At 58.2% G+C, this 18,982-nt stretch carries 18 protein-coding genes; 10 read left to right on the forward strand and 8 right to left on the reverse strand.

What is annotated here, in order from left to right; all coding sequences use genetic code 11:
* Window positions 1-75: 75 nt before the first annotated feature.
* The 3 genes from boxB to H0484_RS12560 all read right to left on the reverse strand — a co-directional run bounded on the left by boxB (window position 76) and on the right by H0484_RS12560 (window position 4,382).
* On the reverse strand, window positions 76-1,503 hold the full coding sequence (gene boxB, locus H0484_RS12550) for a benzoyl-CoA 2,3-epoxidase subunit BoxB (RefSeq protein ID WP_226954980.1): 1,428 nt from the start codon (window positions 1,501-1,503) through the stop codon (window positions 76-78).
* A 75-nt stretch (window positions 1,504-1,578) separates the two neighbouring features.
* On the reverse strand, window positions 1,579-3,261 hold the full coding sequence (boxC, locus tag H0484_RS12555) for a 2,3-epoxybenzoyl-CoA dihydrolase (RefSeq protein ID WP_226954981.1): 1,683 nt from the start codon (window positions 3,259-3,261) through the stop codon (window positions 1,579-1,581).
* 209 nt (window positions 3,262-3,470) lie between these two features.
* On the reverse strand, window positions 3,471-4,382 hold the full coding sequence (locus H0484_RS12560; RefSeq protein ID WP_226954982.1) for a helix-turn-helix transcriptional regulator: 912 nt from the start codon (window positions 4,380-4,382) through the stop codon (window positions 3,471-3,473).
* Between the two features lie 204 nt (window positions 4,383-4,586).
* Here H0484_RS12560 and H0484_RS12565 point away from each other — a divergent pair, with 204 nt between their 5' ends.
* The 9 genes from H0484_RS12565 (at window position 4,587) to H0484_RS12605 (ending at window position 13,739) form a co-directional block, all read left to right on the forward strand.
* A complete protein-coding gene (locus H0484_RS12565) occupies window positions 4,587-5,057 on the forward strand; it encodes a DUF4863 family protein (RefSeq protein WP_226954983.1) in 471 nt (156 codons plus the stop codon).
* 85 nt (window positions 5,058-5,142) lie between these two features.
* Window positions 5,143-6,684 (forward strand): 3,4-dehydroadipyl-CoA semialdehyde dehydrogenase, encoded by a 1,542-nt coding sequence (locus H0484_RS12570; protein WP_226954984.1) that lies wholly within the window; start codon window positions 5,143-5,145, stop codon window positions 6,682-6,684.
* Window positions 6,685-6,750: 66 nt separating this feature from the next.
* Entirely contained in the window at window positions 6,751-8,304 is a 1,554-nt protein-coding gene (locus tag H0484_RS12575) for a benzoate-CoA ligase family protein (RefSeq protein WP_226954985.1), read from the forward strand.
* 21 nt (window positions 8,305-8,325) lie between these two features.
* Window positions 8,326-9,138 (forward strand): alpha/beta fold hydrolase, encoded by an 813-nt coding sequence (locus H0484_RS12580; RefSeq protein WP_226954986.1) that lies wholly within the window; start codon window positions 8,326-8,328, stop codon window positions 9,136-9,138.
* 59 nt (window positions 9,139-9,197) lie between these two features.
* Entirely contained in the window at window positions 9,198-10,358 is a 1,161-nt protein-coding gene (locus tag H0484_RS12585) for an ABC transporter substrate-binding protein (protein ID WP_226954987.1), read from the forward strand.
* Window positions 10,359-10,382: 24 nt separating this feature from the next.
* A complete protein-coding gene (locus tag H0484_RS12590) occupies window positions 10,383-11,264 on the forward strand; it encodes a branched-chain amino acid ABC transporter permease (protein WP_226954988.1) in 882 nt (293 codons plus the stop codon).
* Between the two features lie 5 nt (window positions 11,265-11,269).
* Window positions 11,270-12,286 (forward strand): branched-chain amino acid ABC transporter permease, encoded by a 1,017-nt coding sequence (locus H0484_RS12595; protein ID WP_226954989.1) that lies wholly within the window; start codon window positions 11,270-11,272, stop codon window positions 12,284-12,286.
* Window positions 12,283-13,032: an ABC transporter ATP-binding protein gene (locus H0484_RS12600; protein WP_226954990.1), complete on the forward strand. Its 750-nt coding sequence runs from the start codon at window positions 12,283-12,285 to the stop codon at window positions 13,030-13,032. Before H0484_RS12595 ends, H0484_RS12600 begins: the two co-directional genes overlap by 4 nt.
* Complete coding sequence (locus H0484_RS12605) at window positions 13,029-13,739, forward strand: ABC transporter ATP-binding protein (RefSeq protein WP_226954991.1); 711 nt, start codon at window positions 13,029-13,031, stop codon at window positions 13,737-13,739. Before H0484_RS12600 ends, H0484_RS12605 begins: the two co-directional genes overlap by 4 nt.
* Window positions 13,740-13,841: 102 nt before the next feature.
* On the opposite strand, the gene H0484_RS12610 is transcribed toward H0484_RS12605, so the two are convergent.
* Window positions 13,842-14,687 (reverse strand): SDR family oxidoreductase, encoded by an 846-nt coding sequence (locus tag H0484_RS12610; RefSeq protein ID WP_226954992.1) that lies wholly within the window; start codon window positions 14,685-14,687, stop codon window positions 13,842-13,844.
* A 196-nt stretch (window positions 14,688-14,883) separates the two neighbouring features.
* Here H0484_RS12610 and H0484_RS12615 point away from each other — a divergent pair, with 196 nt between their 5' ends.
* On the forward strand, window positions 14,884-15,216 hold the full coding sequence (locus H0484_RS12615; protein ID WP_226955031.1) for a winged helix-turn-helix transcriptional regulator: 333 nt from the start codon (window positions 14,884-14,886) through the stop codon (window positions 15,214-15,216).
* 72 nt (window positions 15,217-15,288) lie between these two features.
* On the opposite strand, the gene H0484_RS12620 is transcribed toward H0484_RS12615, so the two are convergent.
* Genes H0484_RS12620 through H0484_RS12635 form a run of 4 tightly spaced genes read right to left on the reverse strand, consistent with a single transcriptional unit; the run spans window position 15,289 to window position 18,980 of the window.
* Window positions 15,289-16,302 carry an L-threonylcarbamoyladenylate synthase gene (locus H0484_RS12620; RefSeq protein ID WP_226954993.1) on the reverse strand — a complete coding sequence of 338 codons (1,014 nt, stop codon included), beginning with the start codon at window positions 16,300-16,302 and terminating at the stop codon, window positions 15,289-15,291.
* 5 nt (window positions 16,303-16,307) lie between these two features.
* Window positions 16,308-17,537 (reverse strand): 5-(carboxyamino)imidazole ribonucleotide synthase, encoded by a 1,230-nt coding sequence (locus tag H0484_RS12625; RefSeq protein WP_226954994.1) that lies wholly within the window; start codon window positions 17,535-17,537, stop codon window positions 16,308-16,310.
* A 10-nt stretch (window positions 17,538-17,547) separates the two neighbouring features.
* A complete protein-coding gene (purE, locus tag H0484_RS12630) occupies window positions 17,548-18,084 on the reverse strand; it encodes a 5-(carboxyamino)imidazole ribonucleotide mutase (protein WP_226954995.1) in 537 nt (178 codons plus the stop codon).
* Between the two features lie 17 nt (window positions 18,085-18,101).
* Complete coding sequence (locus H0484_RS12635; RefSeq protein WP_226954996.1) at window positions 18,102-18,980, reverse strand: phosphoribosylaminoimidazolesuccinocarboxamide synthase; 879 nt, start codon at window positions 18,978-18,980, stop codon at window positions 18,102-18,104.
* Between the last annotated feature and the right edge of the window lie 2 nt (window positions 18,981-18,982).

The following is an 18,982-nucleotide window of genomic DNA, read 5'->3' on the forward strand; positions in this document are numbered from 1 at the left end:
CTGGAATTACAGCTTCACAACGGGCCTCTAGGCCCGCCGGAAGCAATACTTCCGCTTCAACAGGAACGCAGATGCTTAGTTGAAACGCACATATTGGAAATCAATCGGTTGACGGTTGATGCCGATGACGGGAGGAGCGATCCAGTTGGCAAACTTACCTGGTTCGACCACACGGCCCATCAGCGAAGCCACAAAAGCGCGGTCTTCATCGGTGGGCAGCCAGTCATTGACGTGGTTGTTCCATTGATCTTCGCTCAACACTTGACCGTCTGGCGAAACCTTGACGCCCGACAGCGAACCGATCTTGCGGTTGAACGCCTTGTGCGGCACGGTAAGACGGAAGTCGATGCCGTGCTTTTCCAGAACCTTGTTCCAGCGGCTAACGCCGGCAACGGTATCCTTGATGAAGTCGTCGCGCAGCACTTCGTTCAGTGCGTTGAGCATAGGCACTTCGATTTCTTTCAGTTCACCGTTGACCACCTGCAGAATCTTGTAGGTGTCGTTGTTCAGGCGGTGATCATCCGTGCGCTTGCCTTCTTCGTAGCGGCCTTTCAGACCAGCCGAGTAGAAGATAGCAGCGTTGGAAGACTGATCCGCACCAAACAAGTCGATGGTGACGCTGTAATGGAAGTTGATATAACGCTGAATGGTCTGCAGATCAATGACGCCGGCTTTACGCAGGGCTTCTGGGTCATTGGTCTTGAGCTCGTTCATGACTTGAGCCGTACGCTGCAGTACACGCGAAACGCCCGATTCGCCCACGAACATGTGGTGCGCTTCCTCGGTCAGCATGAACTTGGTCGTGCGGGCCAGCGGATCGAAGGCGGACTCGGCCAGCGCGCTGAGCTGGAACTTGCCATCGCGGTCGGTGAAGTACGTGAACATGTAGAAGGCCAGCCAGTCAGGGGTCTTCTCGTTGAAGGCGCCCAGAATGCGGGGGCTGTCTTCGCTGCCCGAGTTGCGCTGCAACAGCGCATCGGCTTCTTCGCGGCCATCACGACCGAAGTAGCGGTGCAGCAGGTAGACCATGGCCCACAGGTGGCGGCCTTCTTCGACGTTGACCTGGAACAGGTTGCGCAGGTCATACAGCGAGGGCGCGGTCAGGCCCAGGTGACGTTGCTGTTCGACCGAAGCAGGCTCGGTGTCGCCTTGCGTCACGATGATGCGGCGCAGGTTGGCGCGGTGCTCGCCGGGAGCGTCCTGCCACACGTCGCTGCCCATGTGCTCGCCGAAGTGGATCTTGCGCTGGCCGTCCTGCGGCGTCAGGAAGATGCCCCAGCGGTACTCGGGCATTTTGACGTAGTCGAAGTGGGCCCAGCCGTCGGGCTGCACGCTGACTGCGGTGCGCAGGTAGACGTCCATGTTCTGCGAGGCTTCAGGGCCCATGTCCTGCCACCATTGCAGGTAGTTGGGCTGCCAGTGTTCCAGGGCGCGCTGCAACGTGCGGTCGCTGGACAGGTTGACGTTATTGGGAATTTTTTCCGAGTAATTAATGCCTGACATGTCGAGGTGCTCCGGTATTTATCTATGTAATGAAGGGACGCGCCGCACGGGGCGGCGCGCAATGCCTTACCAGCGTTAGACACGGTTCCAGTCGAAGCTGGGTTTTTCGCCCTTGCCGTACAACTTCAGGGCCCCTTTATCGCCCGATGCGTTCGGACGATAGAAAATCCAGTTCTGCCATGCGGACAGACGACCGAAGATACGGGTCTCCATGGTTTCCTTGGAGTTGAAACGCAAGTTGGCTTCAAGGCCGGTCAAGGAGTCGGGTGACAAAGCAGCGCGCTCTTCGAACATGATGCGCAGTTCGTCTTCCCAATCCAGGCTGTCCATTGCATAGGTGACCAGACCCAGGGCTTCGGCCTCGTTGGCCGACAGGGGTTTGCCCAGGGTTGCCTTGATGGCGTTGATGGCCTCGTCTTCTTCGTAGAAGCGGCGTGCAATGCGGCTTTGCGCAGTCACCATCGGGAAGGTGCCGAAGTTGATTTCGTCAACAGCGATACTGGCGGGCTGTTCGGCATCGGGATCGTCCAGCATGTAGCTGCGGTCGCAAGCCAAGGCCAATTCAAGCAAAGTACCGACAAAGCACGAACCGGGCTCGATCAGGGCAAACAAGGAACGCGAGGTGACATCGAGGCGAGCCAGCGTACGGCGCAGCATGCCCGTGGTTTCACGAACGAACCAGTTATCAGCGTATTGAACCAGCGTAGCGTCAGCAGCCAGGACCTTGGCAGCATCGCCCTGCGTACGGAACACCCACGTACCGATTTCCAGTTCGTTGGTGCGCAGTTGCAAGATAGCGTCGTCAAGTTCGCGTGCAACTTGCAGCGGCCACCAAGCCACACCTTGAGCCAGGATATCTTCGAGGCTGGAAGGTACGTTTTCAGGCGCACGCACCGTGATGTTAGCCAGACGCTTGCTACGATCGATTTGAACGCTGACGAATTGGTATTCCAAGCCATCGGCAGAATCGGTGCGCTGCACTGGCGTCAGTTGAACACCCTTGGCATCGGCAGGACGGTCGCTCTGGGCAGCCAATTCAAGCGCACGCTTTTGCACGCTTTCAGCGAACTGGGCGGGTTTGATGACTTCATCGACCAAACGCCAGTCTTTGGCACGTTGACCGCGCACACCCTCGACCAGGGTGCAGAAAATGTCGGCACGGTCGTGACGCACTTTGCGCTTGTCGGTGACGCGTGTCAGCCCACCAGTACCAGGCAGAACGCCCAGCAGGGGAACTTCAGGCAGCGACACAGCGGAGGAACGGTCATCCACCAACAGAATTTCGTCGCAAGCCAAGGCCAACTCGTAGCCGCCGCCGGCGCAAGCACCGTTAACGCCTGCGATGAACTTCAGGCCGCTGTAGCGACTGGAGTCTTCGAGACCGTTACGGGTTTCGTTGGTGAATTTGCAGAAATTGACCTTCCAGGCGTGGGAAGACAAGCCGAGCATGAAAATATTGGCACCGGAACAGAAAATCCGGTCCTTGGCGCTGGTCATGACAACCGTGCGAACTTCAGGGTGTTCGAAACGGATGCGTTGCACAGCGTCGTGCAATTCGATGTCAACACCCAGGTCATAGGAGTTGAGCTTAAGCTTGTAGCCCGGGCGCAGGCCACCGTCTTCGGATACATCCATTGCCAAAGTGGCAACGGGGCCGTCGAACGTCAGTTTCCAATGTTTGTATTGGCTGGGGTCGGTGCGAAAATCAACACGCGTAGCCGCATTTTGTTCGGCATTGGCATTGACAGCTTGATTCATGAGAGGTCTCCTTGATGGCTGGATCTGGCTCAGCCTGACGGCTTGACATCACGCCAGATGGGTGTGCAGGATGCATGATAATGCCAACAAAACATCAGGTCAAGCCATTTCATGCATAAAAATGCATTATCACTGCATGCACCTTCGTGCAGTTTCATGCATGTGAATGGGGCAAGAGCAAAAAACCTCACGCCGCCGCCCTTTTTGCCCTATGCAGGCAAGCCTACCAACTCGCGCACATGGGTGCGCAATTGAACAAAGGTAGCCTCCAGGCCACCAGGCTGGCTGGTAGAGCAAACGAAATCCGCCTTGGAATAGAAAGCCTCGCGACTGGCCAAAATGCGGCGCAAGTCGTCCATGGCCTCGCTATTACCCGCCATGGGCCGGAAGTCACCCTGAGCCTGAACGCGGGCCATGTGGTCTTCGGGTGAAGCTTTCAACCAAATGCTGTAGCAATGGGTCAGCATCAAGTTCATGGTGGCCGGTTCGGATACCAAGCCCCCTGGCGTTGCCAACACCATATCAGGGTATAACTGAAGCGCCTCTTCGAGCGCACGACGCTCGTAACGACGATAGGCCGTGGGCCCGTAAAGACTATGTATTTCGAGAATGCCGCAACCGGCGACACGCTCGATTTCGGTACTGAGTTCGATGAAGGGATAACCGATATCTTCGGCCAGCAGACGACCCAAGGTGGATTTGCCAGCGCCACGCAAACCAACCAAAGCAATCTGGCGCATGCGATCGCGTGGCTGTGCAGCGGATTGACCGGCAAACAACTCGGAAAGATGCTCACGTGCCCGCTGCAAATCGGCCTCGCTGCGATTGATGAGCAATTCGCGGATGAGCAGCCATTCTGGCGACGAAGTCGTGACGTCGCCCACCAGCTCCGCCATTTCACAGTTAAATGCCTTGGTAATCTGCAGCAGCACCAGCACCGACACGTTACCCATGCCGCGCTCGAGATTAGCCAGATGACGCTCAGAGACGCTGGCCGCAACGGCGAGTTCCTTGCGCGTCATTCCACGCCGAGCGCGTAACCGGCGCACCCGTTCGCCCAAAGCGAACAGATAACTATCCTTGTCTGCCTCCGCCAAGGACACCGCAATCGTGTCATTCACGTTTTGTGATTTATTTTTCACCCAGATAAACCCTAGGAAATGGCTCGGTATGCATTATAGTGCTTGACAGACGGAAACAAAAGGCCTACTTTTCCTCCTTCTGCCCTAAGTGGGTGACAAAAGATGTAGATGAGGTCCATCGGTGTCTGCACGCGCTGATTCTGCGCTAGTGTAAGCGCCGACCTCCCGTAATAGGAAGCCCCCATGAGCCAAATCGAAAAATTCCAGACCCTGATCCAGGAAATAACCGATTTCATCGGCGACAAGCCGCTCGACCGTTCCCTGCAAGCGCAACTGAATGAGCGCTTCCCCTGTAAGGGCGAGGTCTACGAGCGTATTTTCGACACCTGTCGTACAGGCATCAGCGAAGGCTGGATGTGCCAGTACGAAGGCGGCGGCGTGCGTTACGGACGCGTCATCAAACCCACTCCAGCCATCAACGGTTACTCGGTCGATGTCGTCGACATGCAAGACATTGCAGGCCCCCACCATCGCCACCCAAATGGCGAAATCGATCTGATCATGCCTCTGGACGAGACGGCAGAGTTCGACGGCAACCCGGCCGGCTGGCTGGTTTACGGCCCTGACTCGGCCCATAGCCCTACTGTCTCAAAAGGGCGTGCCCTTGTGCTGTACTTGCTGCCCGAAGGCAAGATCGAGTTCACTCGCCACTGATCCCTCTAAGCCGGCTGCCCTCCACCTCCAATCCATTTACATCCGGTAGCAGAACAGCCGCTTCCAGCCCTGGACAACTGAAACTATGAAAACGCTTGCAAACTATCTGGAAGGCCGTTGGCAGAATGGCCAAGGCCAAGACGCCGTACTGGTAGACCCCGTACTTGGCACCCCTTTGGCCGCTTTAGGCGCTCAAGGCCTGGACTTGGCTGCGGGATACCGCTATGCCCGCGAGCAAGGCGGCGCCGCATTGCGCGCCATGACTTACGCTGAGCGCGCCGGTTTGCTGGCAAAGATCAGCCAGGTTCTGCAAGCTAACCGCGACAAATACTACGATATCTCGCTGCAAAACTCCGGCACCGTCGCCAACGACACGGCCGTCGACGTAGATGGCAGTTTCTACACCCTGGGCTATTACGCCAAACTTGGCTCGCGCCTTACCGACACCCAATGGCGCGCCGACGGCGCGAGCGATGCACTGGCACGCGACAACGCCTACGCCAGCCAACACATTCAAGTCCCTGTTCGCGGCCTGGCACTCTTCATCAATGCCTTTAACTTCCCCGCCTGGGGCCTTTGGGAAAAAGCCGCCCCCGCCCTGCTCTCCGGGGTACCCGTGGTAGTCAAACCAGCCAGCGCAACCGCATGGCTCACTCATGAGATGGTCAAGGACGTCATCGAAGCTGACATCTTGCCCAACGGTAGCCTGAACATCATTTGCGGTCGCCCAGAAGGTATGCTGGACGCCCTTGATACCCTGGACGTGGTCTCGTTTACGGGCTCGGCCGACACCGCCGCCGAGCTGCGCCGACATCCCCGCATCCGTCTGGACGGCGTGCGCTTCAACGCTGAAACCGACAGCGTGAACAGCGCCATCCTTGACCCTAAAGGCACAGGCCTGGACTTGCTTGTACGCGAAGTCGTCCGCGAGATGACTATCAAGTCCGGTCAGAAATGTACGGCAATCCGCCGCATTCTGGTGCCCGAAGCTTTATATGAGCAGGCCGCTCAAGCCATTGCCGCCAAACTGGCTGGCGTAGTGGTAGGTGATCCGCGTCTTGAAGGCGTGCGCATGGGCAGTTTGGTCAGCCCCAGCCAGTGCAAAGCCATCAAGCAAGGCATAGAACAACTGGCTGGTGCCTGCGACACGCTGTTCGATGGTCGCACGCAAAGCACCCTCAAGGTCGAGGGTGATCAACACGCCTGCGTGCCCCCCATGCTTTTTGGCGTGCGCGATCCCGACACCCACCCCCTGGTCCATCACATGGAAGTGTTTGGCCCTGTGGCCACCCTGATGCCTTATCGCGATGCAGATCACGCTTTCGCTTTGGCACGACGCGGCCAGGGCTCTTTGGTAGCTTCCGTCTATGGCGAAGACACCGACTTCCTGTTCGAGGCCGCTGTACAGTTGGCTGAGAGTCATGGCCGGGTTCACTTGGTGAACGAAAGTGTGGCCAAGGTTCAAACCGGCCACGGCAACGCCATGCCTCAGTCCAACCACGGCGGCCCCGGTCGCGCCGGTGGCGGTCAAGAGCTTGGTGGTCTGCGTGCTCTCGCCTTCTACCATCGTTTAGCGGCCGTTCAGGCCCCGCCAGCCGTCATCGACCGACTGAACCCCACAAAATAAAGTCATGAAGTAGCGGGCGCGTGGCGTGCCCGCGCCCTTCCCATCGCAGCCGGAGACAACCCTTCCATGCAAGCCTGCCCCGAACAATTCAACTTTGCACAGTTCATTACCGAGACCAATGCGTCCCGCGCTGATAAAGCCGCCTACATCGACGATCAAGGCACCCTGACCTATGGTCAGCTGGCCGATCAGGTCGCTCGTTTTGCCGACTTGCTGGGTCAACTGGGTATACGTCGCGAAGAGCGCATTCTGCTCTCCCTGCACGATACCAATGACTGGCCGGTCGTCTTTCTGGGCGCGCTGCACGCTGGTATCGTGCCGGTAGCCATCAACACCATGCTGCCCCCGCAAGACTACGCCTACATGCTCGAGCACAGCCGCAGCCGTGCCGTGTTCATTTCGGGGCCGTTGCTGGAAACCATACAAGAAGCCATGAGCGAGGCGCGCCACGAAGTCGAGCACGTCATCGTCGCTCGTCCCGAGCAGGCCTTGCCGGCAGGCACACTGGCGCTGGAAGCGCTGATGTCTAAAGCCCAGCCCGTCCCCGCTACCCCAACGTTGGCCGACGAAATTGCTTTCTGGTTGTACTCGTCGGGCTCCACTGGCAAGCCCAAAGGCGTCGTGCACACCCATGCCAACCTTTGGCATACCGCCGAACTCTACGGCAAGCCCGTTCTGGGCGTGCGTGAAGACGACATCGTGTTTTCGGCCGCTAAGCTGTTTTTCGCGTATGGCCTGGGCAACGCCTTGACCTTCCCGCTGGCGGTTGGTGCCACCACGGTACTCATGGCCGAGCGCCCAACGCCTGCCGCCGTCTACAAGCGCTTGGTTGATCACAAACCCACCGTATTCTGCGGCGTACCGACTTTGTATGCCGCCATGTTGGCTTATGCCGACATGCCAAGCAAAGAACAAGTCGCCATGCGCATCTGTGCATCGGCAGGCGAGGCCTTGCCCAAAGACATCGGCGACCGTTTCTCACAGCAATTTGGCTGCTACATTCTGGACGGCATAGGTTCGACCGAAATGTTGCATATCTTCCTCTCGAACCGGCTGGATGATCTGCGCTATGGCACCACCGGTAAGGCCGTGCCCGGCTACGAAGTGGAGTTGCGCGACGATCACGGCCAGCCTCTTCCTGCGGGCGTCATCGGCGACCTTTATATCAAAGGCCCCAGCGCCGCTTTGATGTATTGGAACAACCGCGAAAAAACCCGCCAAACGTTCTTGGGCGACTGGGTTAAAAGCGGCGACAAGTACGTGTGCGACGAAGACGGTTACTACACCTACTCGGGTCGCAGCGACGACATGATCAAGGTCAGCGGCCAATATGTTTCGCCCATTGAGGTCGAGAACGTGCTTATTCAGCACGCGGCTGTATTGGAAGCCGCCGTCATTGGAGTTACTGATCATCAAGGCCTTACCAAAACAGCTGCTTACGTGGTGCTGCGCAGCGGCCAACAAGCCAGCGACGCCCTGCAGGTGGAGCTCCAGGCATTCGTCAAATCTCAATTGACCCCGGTCAAGTATCCTCGCGCCATTCATTTCGTCGACGATCTGCCCAAAACCGCTACAGGCAAGATCCAACGCTTCCGCCTGCGTCAACAGTCCGAGGATTAAGGCTAGAGCCAGGTAAACGCCATGGGGCAAACGATGACAAACAAGGCTGCTGCGCTGACTCGCATCTCCATGCAAAGGCGTCTGATCGACATCGAATATAAGTTGATCAACGCCGAAAAACGCGACGCCGATCTGATTGTCTTTTTACATGAAGGCCTAGGATCGGTCGCGATGTGGCGTGACTTTCCCGAGCTACTCTGTGCCGCTACGCAAACGCGCGGCTTGGTGTATTCGCGTTACGGTTACGGTGGCAGCACGCCCAAAGCAGCCGACGAAAATTGGCCAGTATCGTATATGCACGAGCAGGCCATCGAGGCTTTGCCCGCTTTGCTGGCCGAGCTGGGCCTGCAAAACGAACGTCCTGTGCTTTACGGCCACAGCGACGGCGCCTCCATTGCTTTGCTGTACGCCGCCCTATACCCAGATGCTGTCAAAGGCATCGTGGTGGCGGCGCCCCACATATTTGTGGAGGACATCACCATCGCCAGCATAGAAGCCGCCCGCATTGCCTATGCGAACACCGACCTGCCCTCACGTCTGGGCAAATTCCATCAGGATGCCGACGCCACCTTCCGTGCTTGGAACGACGTCTGGCTGAATCCCGAGTTCCGTCACTGGAACATCGAGCCTTACCTGCCTCAAATTCGCTGCCCCGTTCTGGCCATCCAGGGCGAGGACGACGAGTACGGCACTTTGGCGCAAATCCAAGGGATAGTCCGGCTTGTGTCTCACGCACAGCCCTGTATTCTAGCCAACTGTCGACATTCACCCCATAAAGATCAGACGAACGCTGTCGTTCTTAACGTCCAGGATTTTTTACGCCAGCTTCAGTAGCTGACATATCCCGGGACAAAACCACAATACTTACCCCCTACTACCAACAGGAGCAGACAATGAAGAAAACTTTCACCTATACGGCCCTGGCCGCCTTTTTCGCCTTGGGCGCCGCAGGTCAAGCCCATGCCGTCGTCAAGGTCGGTTTCATGCTGCCTTACAGCGGCACCTACGCCAAGCTGGGCGAAGCCATCGAAAACGGCTTCAAGCTGTATGTACAAGAGCAAGGCGGCAAACTGGCTGGCCAAGAAGTTGAATACTTCAAGGTCGATGACGAATCCAACCCCTCGAAGGGCCCGGAAAACGCCAATCGTTTGGTACAGCGCGACCAGGTCGATGTATTGGTTGGCACGGTACACTCCGGCGTCGCCATGGCTTTGGCCAAAGCTGCCAAAGATTCCGACACCACGCTGATCATCCCTAACGCCGGCGCCGATGCCATCACCGGTCCTCTGTGCAGCAAGAACATCTTCCGTTCTTCGTTCTCGAACTGGCAACCTGGCTATGCCATGGGCCCTGTGGCACTCGACAAAGGCCATAAAACAGCGATCACCATTTCCTGGAACTACGCTGCAGGTAAAGAATCTACCGACGGCTTCAAAGAATCCTTTGAAAAAGGGGGTGGCAAAGTCGTTAAGCACTTGACTCTGCCCTTCCCCAACGTGGAATTCCAGCCGCTGCTGACCGAAATCGCAGCGACCAAGCCTGATGCTGTTTATACCTTCTTTGCAGGCGGCGGTGCTGTCAAATTCGTGCAAGATTACTACGCAGCCGGCTTGAACAAGACCATCCCCTTGCTGGGCAGCGGCTTCCTGACTGACGGCACCTTGGAAGCCCAAGGCGAGTCTGCCCAAGGCCTGCTGACCACGCTGCATTACGCCGACGGCTTGAATACCGAACGCGACAATGCCTTCCGTGAAAGCTACAGCAAGAACTTCCCGGCCTTGCCGCCTGACGTCTACGCCGTCCAAGGTTACGACGCTGCTCAGCTTCTGGCCGCCGGCCTGAAAGCCGTAGACGGCGACGTTACCAAGAAAGACGCCATGCGCGACGCCATGCGTGACGCCACCATCGACAGCCCACGCGGCACGTTCAAACTGTCCGCCGCCGGCAACCCCGTGCAAGACATGTATCTGCGTGAAGTTCAAGGCACACAGAACGTGAACAAGGGTATTGCCGTCAAGGACTTGGCCGACCCCGCTCGCGGCTGCAAGCTGTAATCCCGTAGTAATCAAGGAGTTCCTGTGGACCCGATCATTTTCCTGATCCAGTGCCTGAATGCCATCCAGTATGGCCTGCTGCTGTTCCTCGTGGCCAGCGGCTTGACGCTCATTTTCGGCATCATGGGCATCATCAATCTCGCACATGGCAGCTTTTACATGATCGGGGCCTACATGGCTTTCGCTTTACAGCCCCTGATCTCCCAGTATGCCGGCGAGAGCTTCGTTCTGACCCTGCTGGCGTGCGTCGCGCTGGCGGCCATACTAGGCTACTTCCTCGAATGGGCCTTTTATAGCTATCTGTACCATCGCGACCATCTCCAGCAGGTGCTCATGACCTTCGGCCTCATCCTGGTCTTCGAAGAGCTGCGTAGTCTGCTCGTGGGTAACGACGTGCATGGCGTTCCCATCCCCGCTTGGCTGCAGGGTTCGATTTCGCTGGCAGACGTCATGACATATCCCATCTACCGGCTCTTCATATCGGTGGTGTGCATTATCGTGGCGGGCTTGCTGTACTGGGTACTCACCCGTACCAGGCTGGGCATGATGATACGTGCGGGCGCCAGCAACCGCGAGATGATCAACTCGCTGGGTATAGACATCAACCGTTTGTTCCGTATTGTGTTTGCCATGGGCGTAGCCCTTGCAGCGCTTGCCGGCGCCATCGCGGCACCGGTGTCTTCGGTCTATCCCGGCATGGGCCAATCCGTACTCATCATCTGCTTTGTGGTGGTGGTTATCGGTGGCATAGGCTCTATCCGAGGCGCGTTTCTGGCCGCCATGCTGGTCGGCTTCGTTGACACCTTCGGTCAAATTCTGTTCCCAGCCGCCGCCGGCGTGCTGGTTTACCTACTGATGGCTGCCATTCTTCTTTTCAAGCCCGAAGGGCTGTTCAAACAGGGCTGAACACCATGCAAAATACCTTACGCGGCCTTCTGCTGCTGATACTGATCGGCCTAGTCGCTGTGCTGCCATTTTTTACCACCGACTATTACGCGAGTCTGACGGTCAAAATAATGATCTACGCCCTGTTCGCGCTCAGCCTGCAATTGCTGGTGGGCGGAACCGGTTTGGTCAGTTTGGGCCACGCGGCCTTTTTCGGCATTGCAGCGTATTTTGTGACGCTGCTCACCCCCGACACCGGCGCCGGCAACTTCTTCGTGTTGCTGGCAGGCGCCTTGATCGTCACGATGGCCTACGCAGCTGTTACCGGGGCCCTGGCGCTGCGCACCAAGGGCATCTACTTCATCATGGTGACACTGGCCTTCGCACAGATGGCCTATTACGTGTTCCACGACACCAAGGTAGGTGGTGGTACTGACGGGATCTACCTGTACTTCCGTCCCGAACTACGCATAGGCGATTGGACTCTCCTGAACATCGACAACGCCTATGTGTTTTACCTGTTCGTACTAGGCTGCTTGCTGCTGTCGTGGGCCTTTTTAGCCGTACTCATGCGCTCTCGCTTCGGTGCCGCGCTTACCGGCATCCGCGTCAACGAACAACGTATGCGCGCAGCAGGGTTCTCAACCTTTGGCTACAAGCTAACAGCCTACATCATCGCTGCCGCGCTGGCCGGCGTAGCCGGCTTTCTGTACGCAGCTAAAGATGGCTACGTTAACCCCGAACTCATGGCCTGGGAGCAATCGGGCCTGGTATTGCTGATGGTCATTCTGGGCGGTAGTGGCCGTCTCTGGGGCGCCATCATCGGGGCCGTGGTACTGACCATGCTGCAAGAACTCTTCCAGTCGCAATCGATATTCGGCGAGTTCGCCAAGAACTGGCACCTGCCCTATGGCCTGGCCATCATCGCCCTGGTTGCCCTGCTGCCCAACGGGCTCACCGGCCTACCCGAACAACTGCGCACGCGCCGCGCCCGTAAGGCGCAACTGCGCGCCGCCAGCGCAGCACAGGACTCTGCATCATGAGCCAAGCATTACTCACCGCAAGCAATATCACGCGCCGCTTCGGCGGGCTTACCGCCATCAATAACGTGTCGTTGACACTGACGCAAGGTACCGTTCACGCCGTCATTGGTACTAACGGCGCAGGCAAGTCCACCTTGGTCAGCGTGCTCTCTGGCGAGATTCCTCCCAACGAGGGCCGCATCATGATGGGCAACAACGACATCACGCAATGGCCGCAACCTCGCCGTGCACAAGCCGGCATGGGCCGCAGCTACCAGCGCACGACCATCTTCCCCAGCCTTACCGTGCACGAGAACTGCCGGATTGCCGCACAAGCCAATCACCAGCATTTCTGGCGCTGGTTTCAACCCGCCAGTCACTGTAAAGAAAGCAATAGTGCCGCTGACCGCGCCCTGGCGCTTGCAGGCCTCGAAAACGAAGCCACTCGCACAGCCGGCTTGCTGTCACACGGAGCCAAGCGTCAGCTGGAGATCGCCATGAGCCTGGCGACTCATCCTAGAGTGCTGCTGCTTGACGAACCTCTGGCCGGCATGGGCCCCGAAGAAACCGAACGCATGCTCGACCTGCTAGCTACCCTGAAAGCCGAGCACGCCATCCTTCTGATCGAACACGATATGGAAGCCGTCTTCCGTATCGCTGACATTATCACCGTCATGGTTAACGGTACCGTCATCGCCCACGGCGACCCCGACGCTATCCGCAACGACCCGCAAGTGCAAATTGCCTATCTCGGAGACGACGAATGACCGCCCTTATACAGGCAGAAGGCCTGCACACGTATTATGGTGCCAGCCATATCCTGTTTGGCGTGGACATCGCCATACAACCGGGTGAGTCAGTAGGGCTGCTAGGCCGTAACGGCATGGGAAAGACCACCCTCATCCGTACGCTGATGGGGCACATCACGCCCACACGCGGACACGTTCAATACCGCGGGCGCTCACGCTCGCAGCCCGCCCCTCATCAAATTGCACGCATGGGCGTGGCCTATGTTCCTGAAGGCCGAGGCATCTTCCCTAACCTGGACGTACGCGAAAACCTGCTGGTTGCCGCCCGCCCAGGTTTCGATGGTCGCCAAGACTGGACCTACGAACGCGTCATGGAAACCTTCCCAAGGTTAACGGAACGCTTGAGCCATGGCGGCCAGCAGCTGTCGGGTGGCGAACAACAGATGCTGGCTATTGGTCGTGCACTGATGACCAACCCCGACGTACTCATCCTGGATGAGGCAACAGAAGGTTTGGCCCCTATCATCGTGGCAGAAATCTGGCGCATTATCGCCACTATCCGCGAGGCCGGCGTGGCAACCCTGATCGTAGACCGCAACTACCGCAAGGTATTGGCGCACACTGATCGCTGCGTGGTTCTGGAAAAAGGGCACGTAGTGGAAACACGCGATAGCGTGACCCTGGCGCAAAACACCGAGCTACTGACTCGTTACCTGGGTGTTTAAGAATGCGGGCTTGAGCCACAAGCCCGCTTGAAACACCTAGCGGGAAACCGGCGTACTCCCGGTTTCCCGCTGGTCCAGGGACTCAGCCCTGTCTTGCGCCGTTTACTGGCACGCCACGCGCACCGCTTCGCTTAAGGGCGTTGTAGGACGACCTATCAGCACAGATAACTGCTTACCGTCATCAAATAAGGCGTCTTCGGAGGCGCCGACATCCCAAGACGCGATCGCCGCCGCTAAAGCCTGCGGCAAGCCCACATTTTCAAGGATTTTGGCGTATTCCGCTTCAGGTAGATTTTGATAGGGGATCTCACGCCCCACTTGACGCGAGACCTCAGCAGCCAAATCCGCCAATGTCCAGGCTTGATCACCCGCCAGCTCGTAAGTTTTTCCTTCATGCCCAGACGTAGTCAGCACGACGGCTGCCGCCTCTGCGTAATCCGCACGTGTTGCAGAAGCAATACGACCGTTGCCTGCGCTCCCCACCAAAGCCCCAGCGGCTAAGGCGCCGGGAATCGCTCCCGTGTAGTTTTCGGTATACCAACCATTGCGTAGCAAGGTATAGCTCAGGCCGGAGGCTTTGATCGCAGCCTCGGTTTGCACATGCTCTGCCGCCAAACTAAGCGGCGAGGTATCGGCATGCAGCAAACTGGTGTACACCACCCGCCTGACTCCTGCCAGTTTCGCCGCCTCCAGTACATTCTGGTGCTGCGGGACGCGCTGGCCCACCTCGCTGGAAGAAATCAACAACAGTGTGTCAACGCCGGCCAAGGCGGTTTGTAGTTGCCCGGGTTGGCTGTAGTCCGCTTGGCGAGCGGCGACGCCTAGGTCAGCTGCCTTTTCGGGCGAGCGTACCAAAGCGACAAGCTCGTCAGCGGCAAGCTTACGCTTGAGTTGTTCTATTACGAGGCGACCCAATTGACCGGTAGCCCCGGTTACGGCGATAGTCATCTTGAACTCCTTAGAATGGTATTACGACTCGGTGACAGCTATACTGTAATACCTTTACTTATTTTTAGTAAGTACGCACATAAACGTAAGTATGAAGATGAACGAAATCAGCCAAGCCGGTGACAGCGTCGTCCCCTCTGCTGCCAATGGCAGCCAAGCACCCACACTGTCGGGCAAACTCCAAAGGGGTGACTTAATGGCTGCCGCCTGCCCCTCCCGGGAGATCCTGCGTCATTTAACCAGCCGGTGGGGTGTCTTGATATTGATCGCCCTGCTGCCCGGTACACAGCGCTTCAGCGATCTGCGCCGCGGCATAGGGGGTGTCAGCGAGCGCATGCTGGCTCAAACCCTGCAATGGCTGGAAGCCGACGGTATAGTCGCTCGCAAGGCTTATAAGGTGGTTCCACCACATGTGGAATACTCTTTGACGCCGCTCGGGCACGAAGCGGCCAAGCATGTGCAAGCGCTGGCCGACTGGATAGAGGTCAATCTTGGGCGTATGACGCCTGCCATAGACACCCAAACTTGAACTGTTGGCCTGGCAGCGCCCCACCTCAGCCTAAAACTGGCAGGCCAAGGCTGGGAATTCCGCTCTGGGGGCTTATTCGAAAGCGGCTGCAGCCCGCCCTAACCTATCAGCCACCCCTGCCCACTCAGCGCCCGCAGGTGGCTGCTCTAGCAGCAGGCAGGCGTAGTTTCCCGTTTCATCCAGAGCACGAAGCTGCGCATAGAGCTGCCGCGCATAGGCTTGCGGATGCGTAGGGGCAGGCGCCAGGTCGATGGCACCAGAGGCTGGCATACCCTTGGGGTCAAAGCACCAGACCGCCACACGACCGGCCTGTGAAGGCCAGGCCTGCAGAATTTTTAACAGCTCGCTACGCGGCAATACACGCAAAGGCGTACGCGGTGCGTAATGCGCCTTGAGCGAACCCGACACCCGGGGGGCGGCAAAATCTGGCGCGTGTACAGGCACGCCCAATACGGTTTCCAGCTGTGCCTGCGTCACGTGCCCTGGGCGCAACAGCACGGGACCCATGCCTTGATCTAAGCGCGACACATCAACAATGGTCGACTCTATACCCACCTCAGAGGGCTCGCCATCCAGCACGAGAATGTCATGACTGGACGTTGAAAACTCTGAGAGCACATGAGCTGCCGTGGTTGGCGAAACCTGCCCGAACAGATTGGCAGACGGCGCAACCACGCCGGCAGGCTCCTGCTTAAGTTGGGCAAAACGAGTCAGCAAAGCTTGAGCGGCGGGATGTGCCGGACAACGCAAGCCTACAGAGGCTTGCCCACCCGTAACGGCCAGCGAGACGCGTTCGGCCCGCGGCAGAATCAAAGTCAAAGGGCCTGGCCAGAAAGCCTCTATCAGCAAGTGGGCGGCTTCGGGCACGGCGCCCGCCCAGTCTTCAAGGGCTGCACCTGGCGCCACATGCACAATAAGCGGATGCCCACTGGGGCGGTGCTTGGCTTCGTAGACTTGGCTGACAGCAGTAGGATTGCTTGCGTCAGCCCCCAAACCATAAACGGTCTCGGTAGGAAAGGCGACCAAACCCCCTTCGTATAAACGCCGTGCCGCCCGTTCGATATCGTCAGTGAGCTGGGCCGCCATGATAATCAGACCTCTAGGGCGATGCCCAAAATGGTGGCAACCTGGCGGGCCGCCGCCCAGGCTTGTTCGCCCGTGTCACCCAATAGGGTGATGTGGCCCATTTTTCGGCCATGACGCGCCTCTTCTTTGCCATACAAATGAAGTTTGGCCCCGGGTACCGCCAAGACGGCAGCCCAGTCAGGTTCTCGCATGGTACCGGACTCGTCAAACCAAACATCGCCCAATACATTGAGCATGACGGAAGGACATAAGCAGGCCGGATCCCCCAAAGGCATGCCTGCCATGACCCGCGCCTGTTGTTCGAACTGACTGCTACGACAGGCATCAATGGTGTAGTGGCCGCTGTTGTGCGGCCTAGGCGCCATCTCGTTAGCAATCAGGCGGCCATCCTGTAGCTCGAAAAACTCGACGCACAACACGCCCACGTAGTCCAATGCGTCTGCGATAGCCTTTGCGGACGACTGCAAGGTGTCGCGCAAGCGGGAAGAGACACGCGCGTCATCAACCCAGGAAACAGCCAAGATACCGTCTATGTGGGTGTTGCAGGAAGGCGTATAAGCCACGCTGTGCCCCAGCGAATCACGCGCCAACACCACTGACCACTCGGAGGCCAGAGCCAGCCGCGCTTCCAGCACACAAGGTACGCCGCCCAACTCTCGCCAAGCCTGCAAAAGCTGCTCTCGGTCGTTGACCCGTACTTGCCCCTTACCGTCGTAACCCAAGCGAGCAGATTTTAAGATACCCGGGAAAAGCGTATCGGGCAGGGTTTCGATGTCTGCTGGGGTCAAGACCGGCGCATACGGAGCAACCGGCACGCCTGCGCGGGTGAAAAAATCTTTTTCAGCCAGGCGGTCTTGTGCAATGGCGACGGCATATGCCCCCGGTGCCACGCGCAGATGCCCGCCCAAATAAGCCAGGCTGTCAGCCGGCACGTTCTCGAACTCGACCGTGACGGCGCCGCACTGCCTGGCCAAGGCGTCCAGGCCTTGTTGATCGGCATAGCCGGCTTGGATGTGATGATCGGCCACCGCACCGGCAGGACAGGCCGCCTGTGGCTCAAGCACGGCTACACGGTAGCCCATGCTTTGCGCCGCATGGCAGAACATGCGCCCCAGTTGGCCTCCCCCCATCATGCCTAGCCAACTGCCCGGCATCAAAATGGATTGCGTGGCTGAAGCAAGGGCGGAAGAGGACCCTCCCTCGTTGGAGGACGCCTCGTGGGAATTCGTAGCCATGAATGAGTCTCTAGTTGACAGCGGGTGGCGGCACGATCATGTCGCGCGCTGCCTGGGTTTGCCGCGCTCGGAACGCCTCGAGTCGGATGCGCAGAGGCTCGTCGGTAACCGCCATGCAAGCGATAAGATGCAATGCGGCATTTGCCGCCCCGGCCTCGCCAATAGCAAAGGTGGCCACGGGCACGCCCTTGGGCATCTGCACGATAGAGAGCAAAGAATCCTCTCCGCGCAAATAGCGCGAGGGAACAGGCACACCAAAAACCGGCACCGAGGTCAGCGCAGCCATCATGCCGGGCAAATGGGCTGCCCCCCCTGCACCGGCAATGATGCCACGCAAGCCTCGAGGGCCGGCCTGAGCACCATACTCGACCATATCAAGAGGCATGCGATGCGCCGAAACCACACGGGTTTCGTAGGGCACATCGAACTCATCCAGAATTTGGGTCGCATTGCGCATGACATCCCAATCGCTGGAAGAACCCATGATGATGCCCACCAGCGGTTTGCTATCGGTGGAGGGCGTAGCAGATTTAGCGATATCTGACATGATGATCTACTCTGAGACTAGCCGACCAGGCGATCTTGCGCCTCGCGGTACTTGGCGGCGGTCTTCTCGATCACCTCGGCAGGCAGGCGCGGCGCAGGCGCTGTTTTGCCCCAAGGCTGGGCTTCCAACCAGTCGCGCACAAATTGCTTATCGAACGAAGGGGGACTGATGCCCTCTTGGTATTGGTCGGCAGGCCAAAACCGTGAGGAGTCAGGCGTCAGGACTTCATCCATCAAATGCAGCTTACCTTGGGCATCCAGGCCAAACTCAAATTTGGTGTCTGCAATGATGATGCCTTTGGACGAGGCGTAGTCTGCCGCAGCGGCATAAAGCGCCAGCGACACCTTGCGGATCTCTTGGGCCAGTGCGCTACCGATAACGCTTTCCACGTGTTCGAAACTGACGTTCTCGTCGTGTTCGCCCACTTCGGCTTTTGCCGCCGGGGTAAAGATGGGTTCAGGCAAACGCCCGGCAAGATGAAGACCCGCCGGTAAGGCCACGCCGCATATTTTTCCGCTGGCTTGATAGTCTTTCCAGCCCGATCCGATAATGTAGCCGCGCACCACGGCTTCTATGAGTACGGGCTGCAGACGCTTGACCACTACCGCCCGCCCTACGACCTGATCACGCTCGGAGGGCGCCACGACGTCGACGGGATCAATACCCGTGCTGTGATTAGGCACAATATGGCCCAACTTACCCAACCAGAAGTCGGTGAGCTGGGTCAGCACTGCCCCTTTGCCTGGAATCGGGTCGTCAAGAATGACGTCGAACGCTGAAATGCGGTCGGAGGCAACGATGAGTAATTGGTCATCACCCACCGCATACATGTCGCGCACCTTGCCACGCGCAAGCAAGGGCAAGGACTGGATGCTGGATTGGTGCAAAGCCTGCATTT

Source organism: Mesopusillimonas faecipullorum (genome assembly GCF_020539505.1).
Taxonomy (GTDB): domain Bacteria; phylum Pseudomonadota; class Gammaproteobacteria; order Burkholderiales; family Burkholderiaceae_B; genus Mesopusillimonas; species Mesopusillimonas faecipullorum.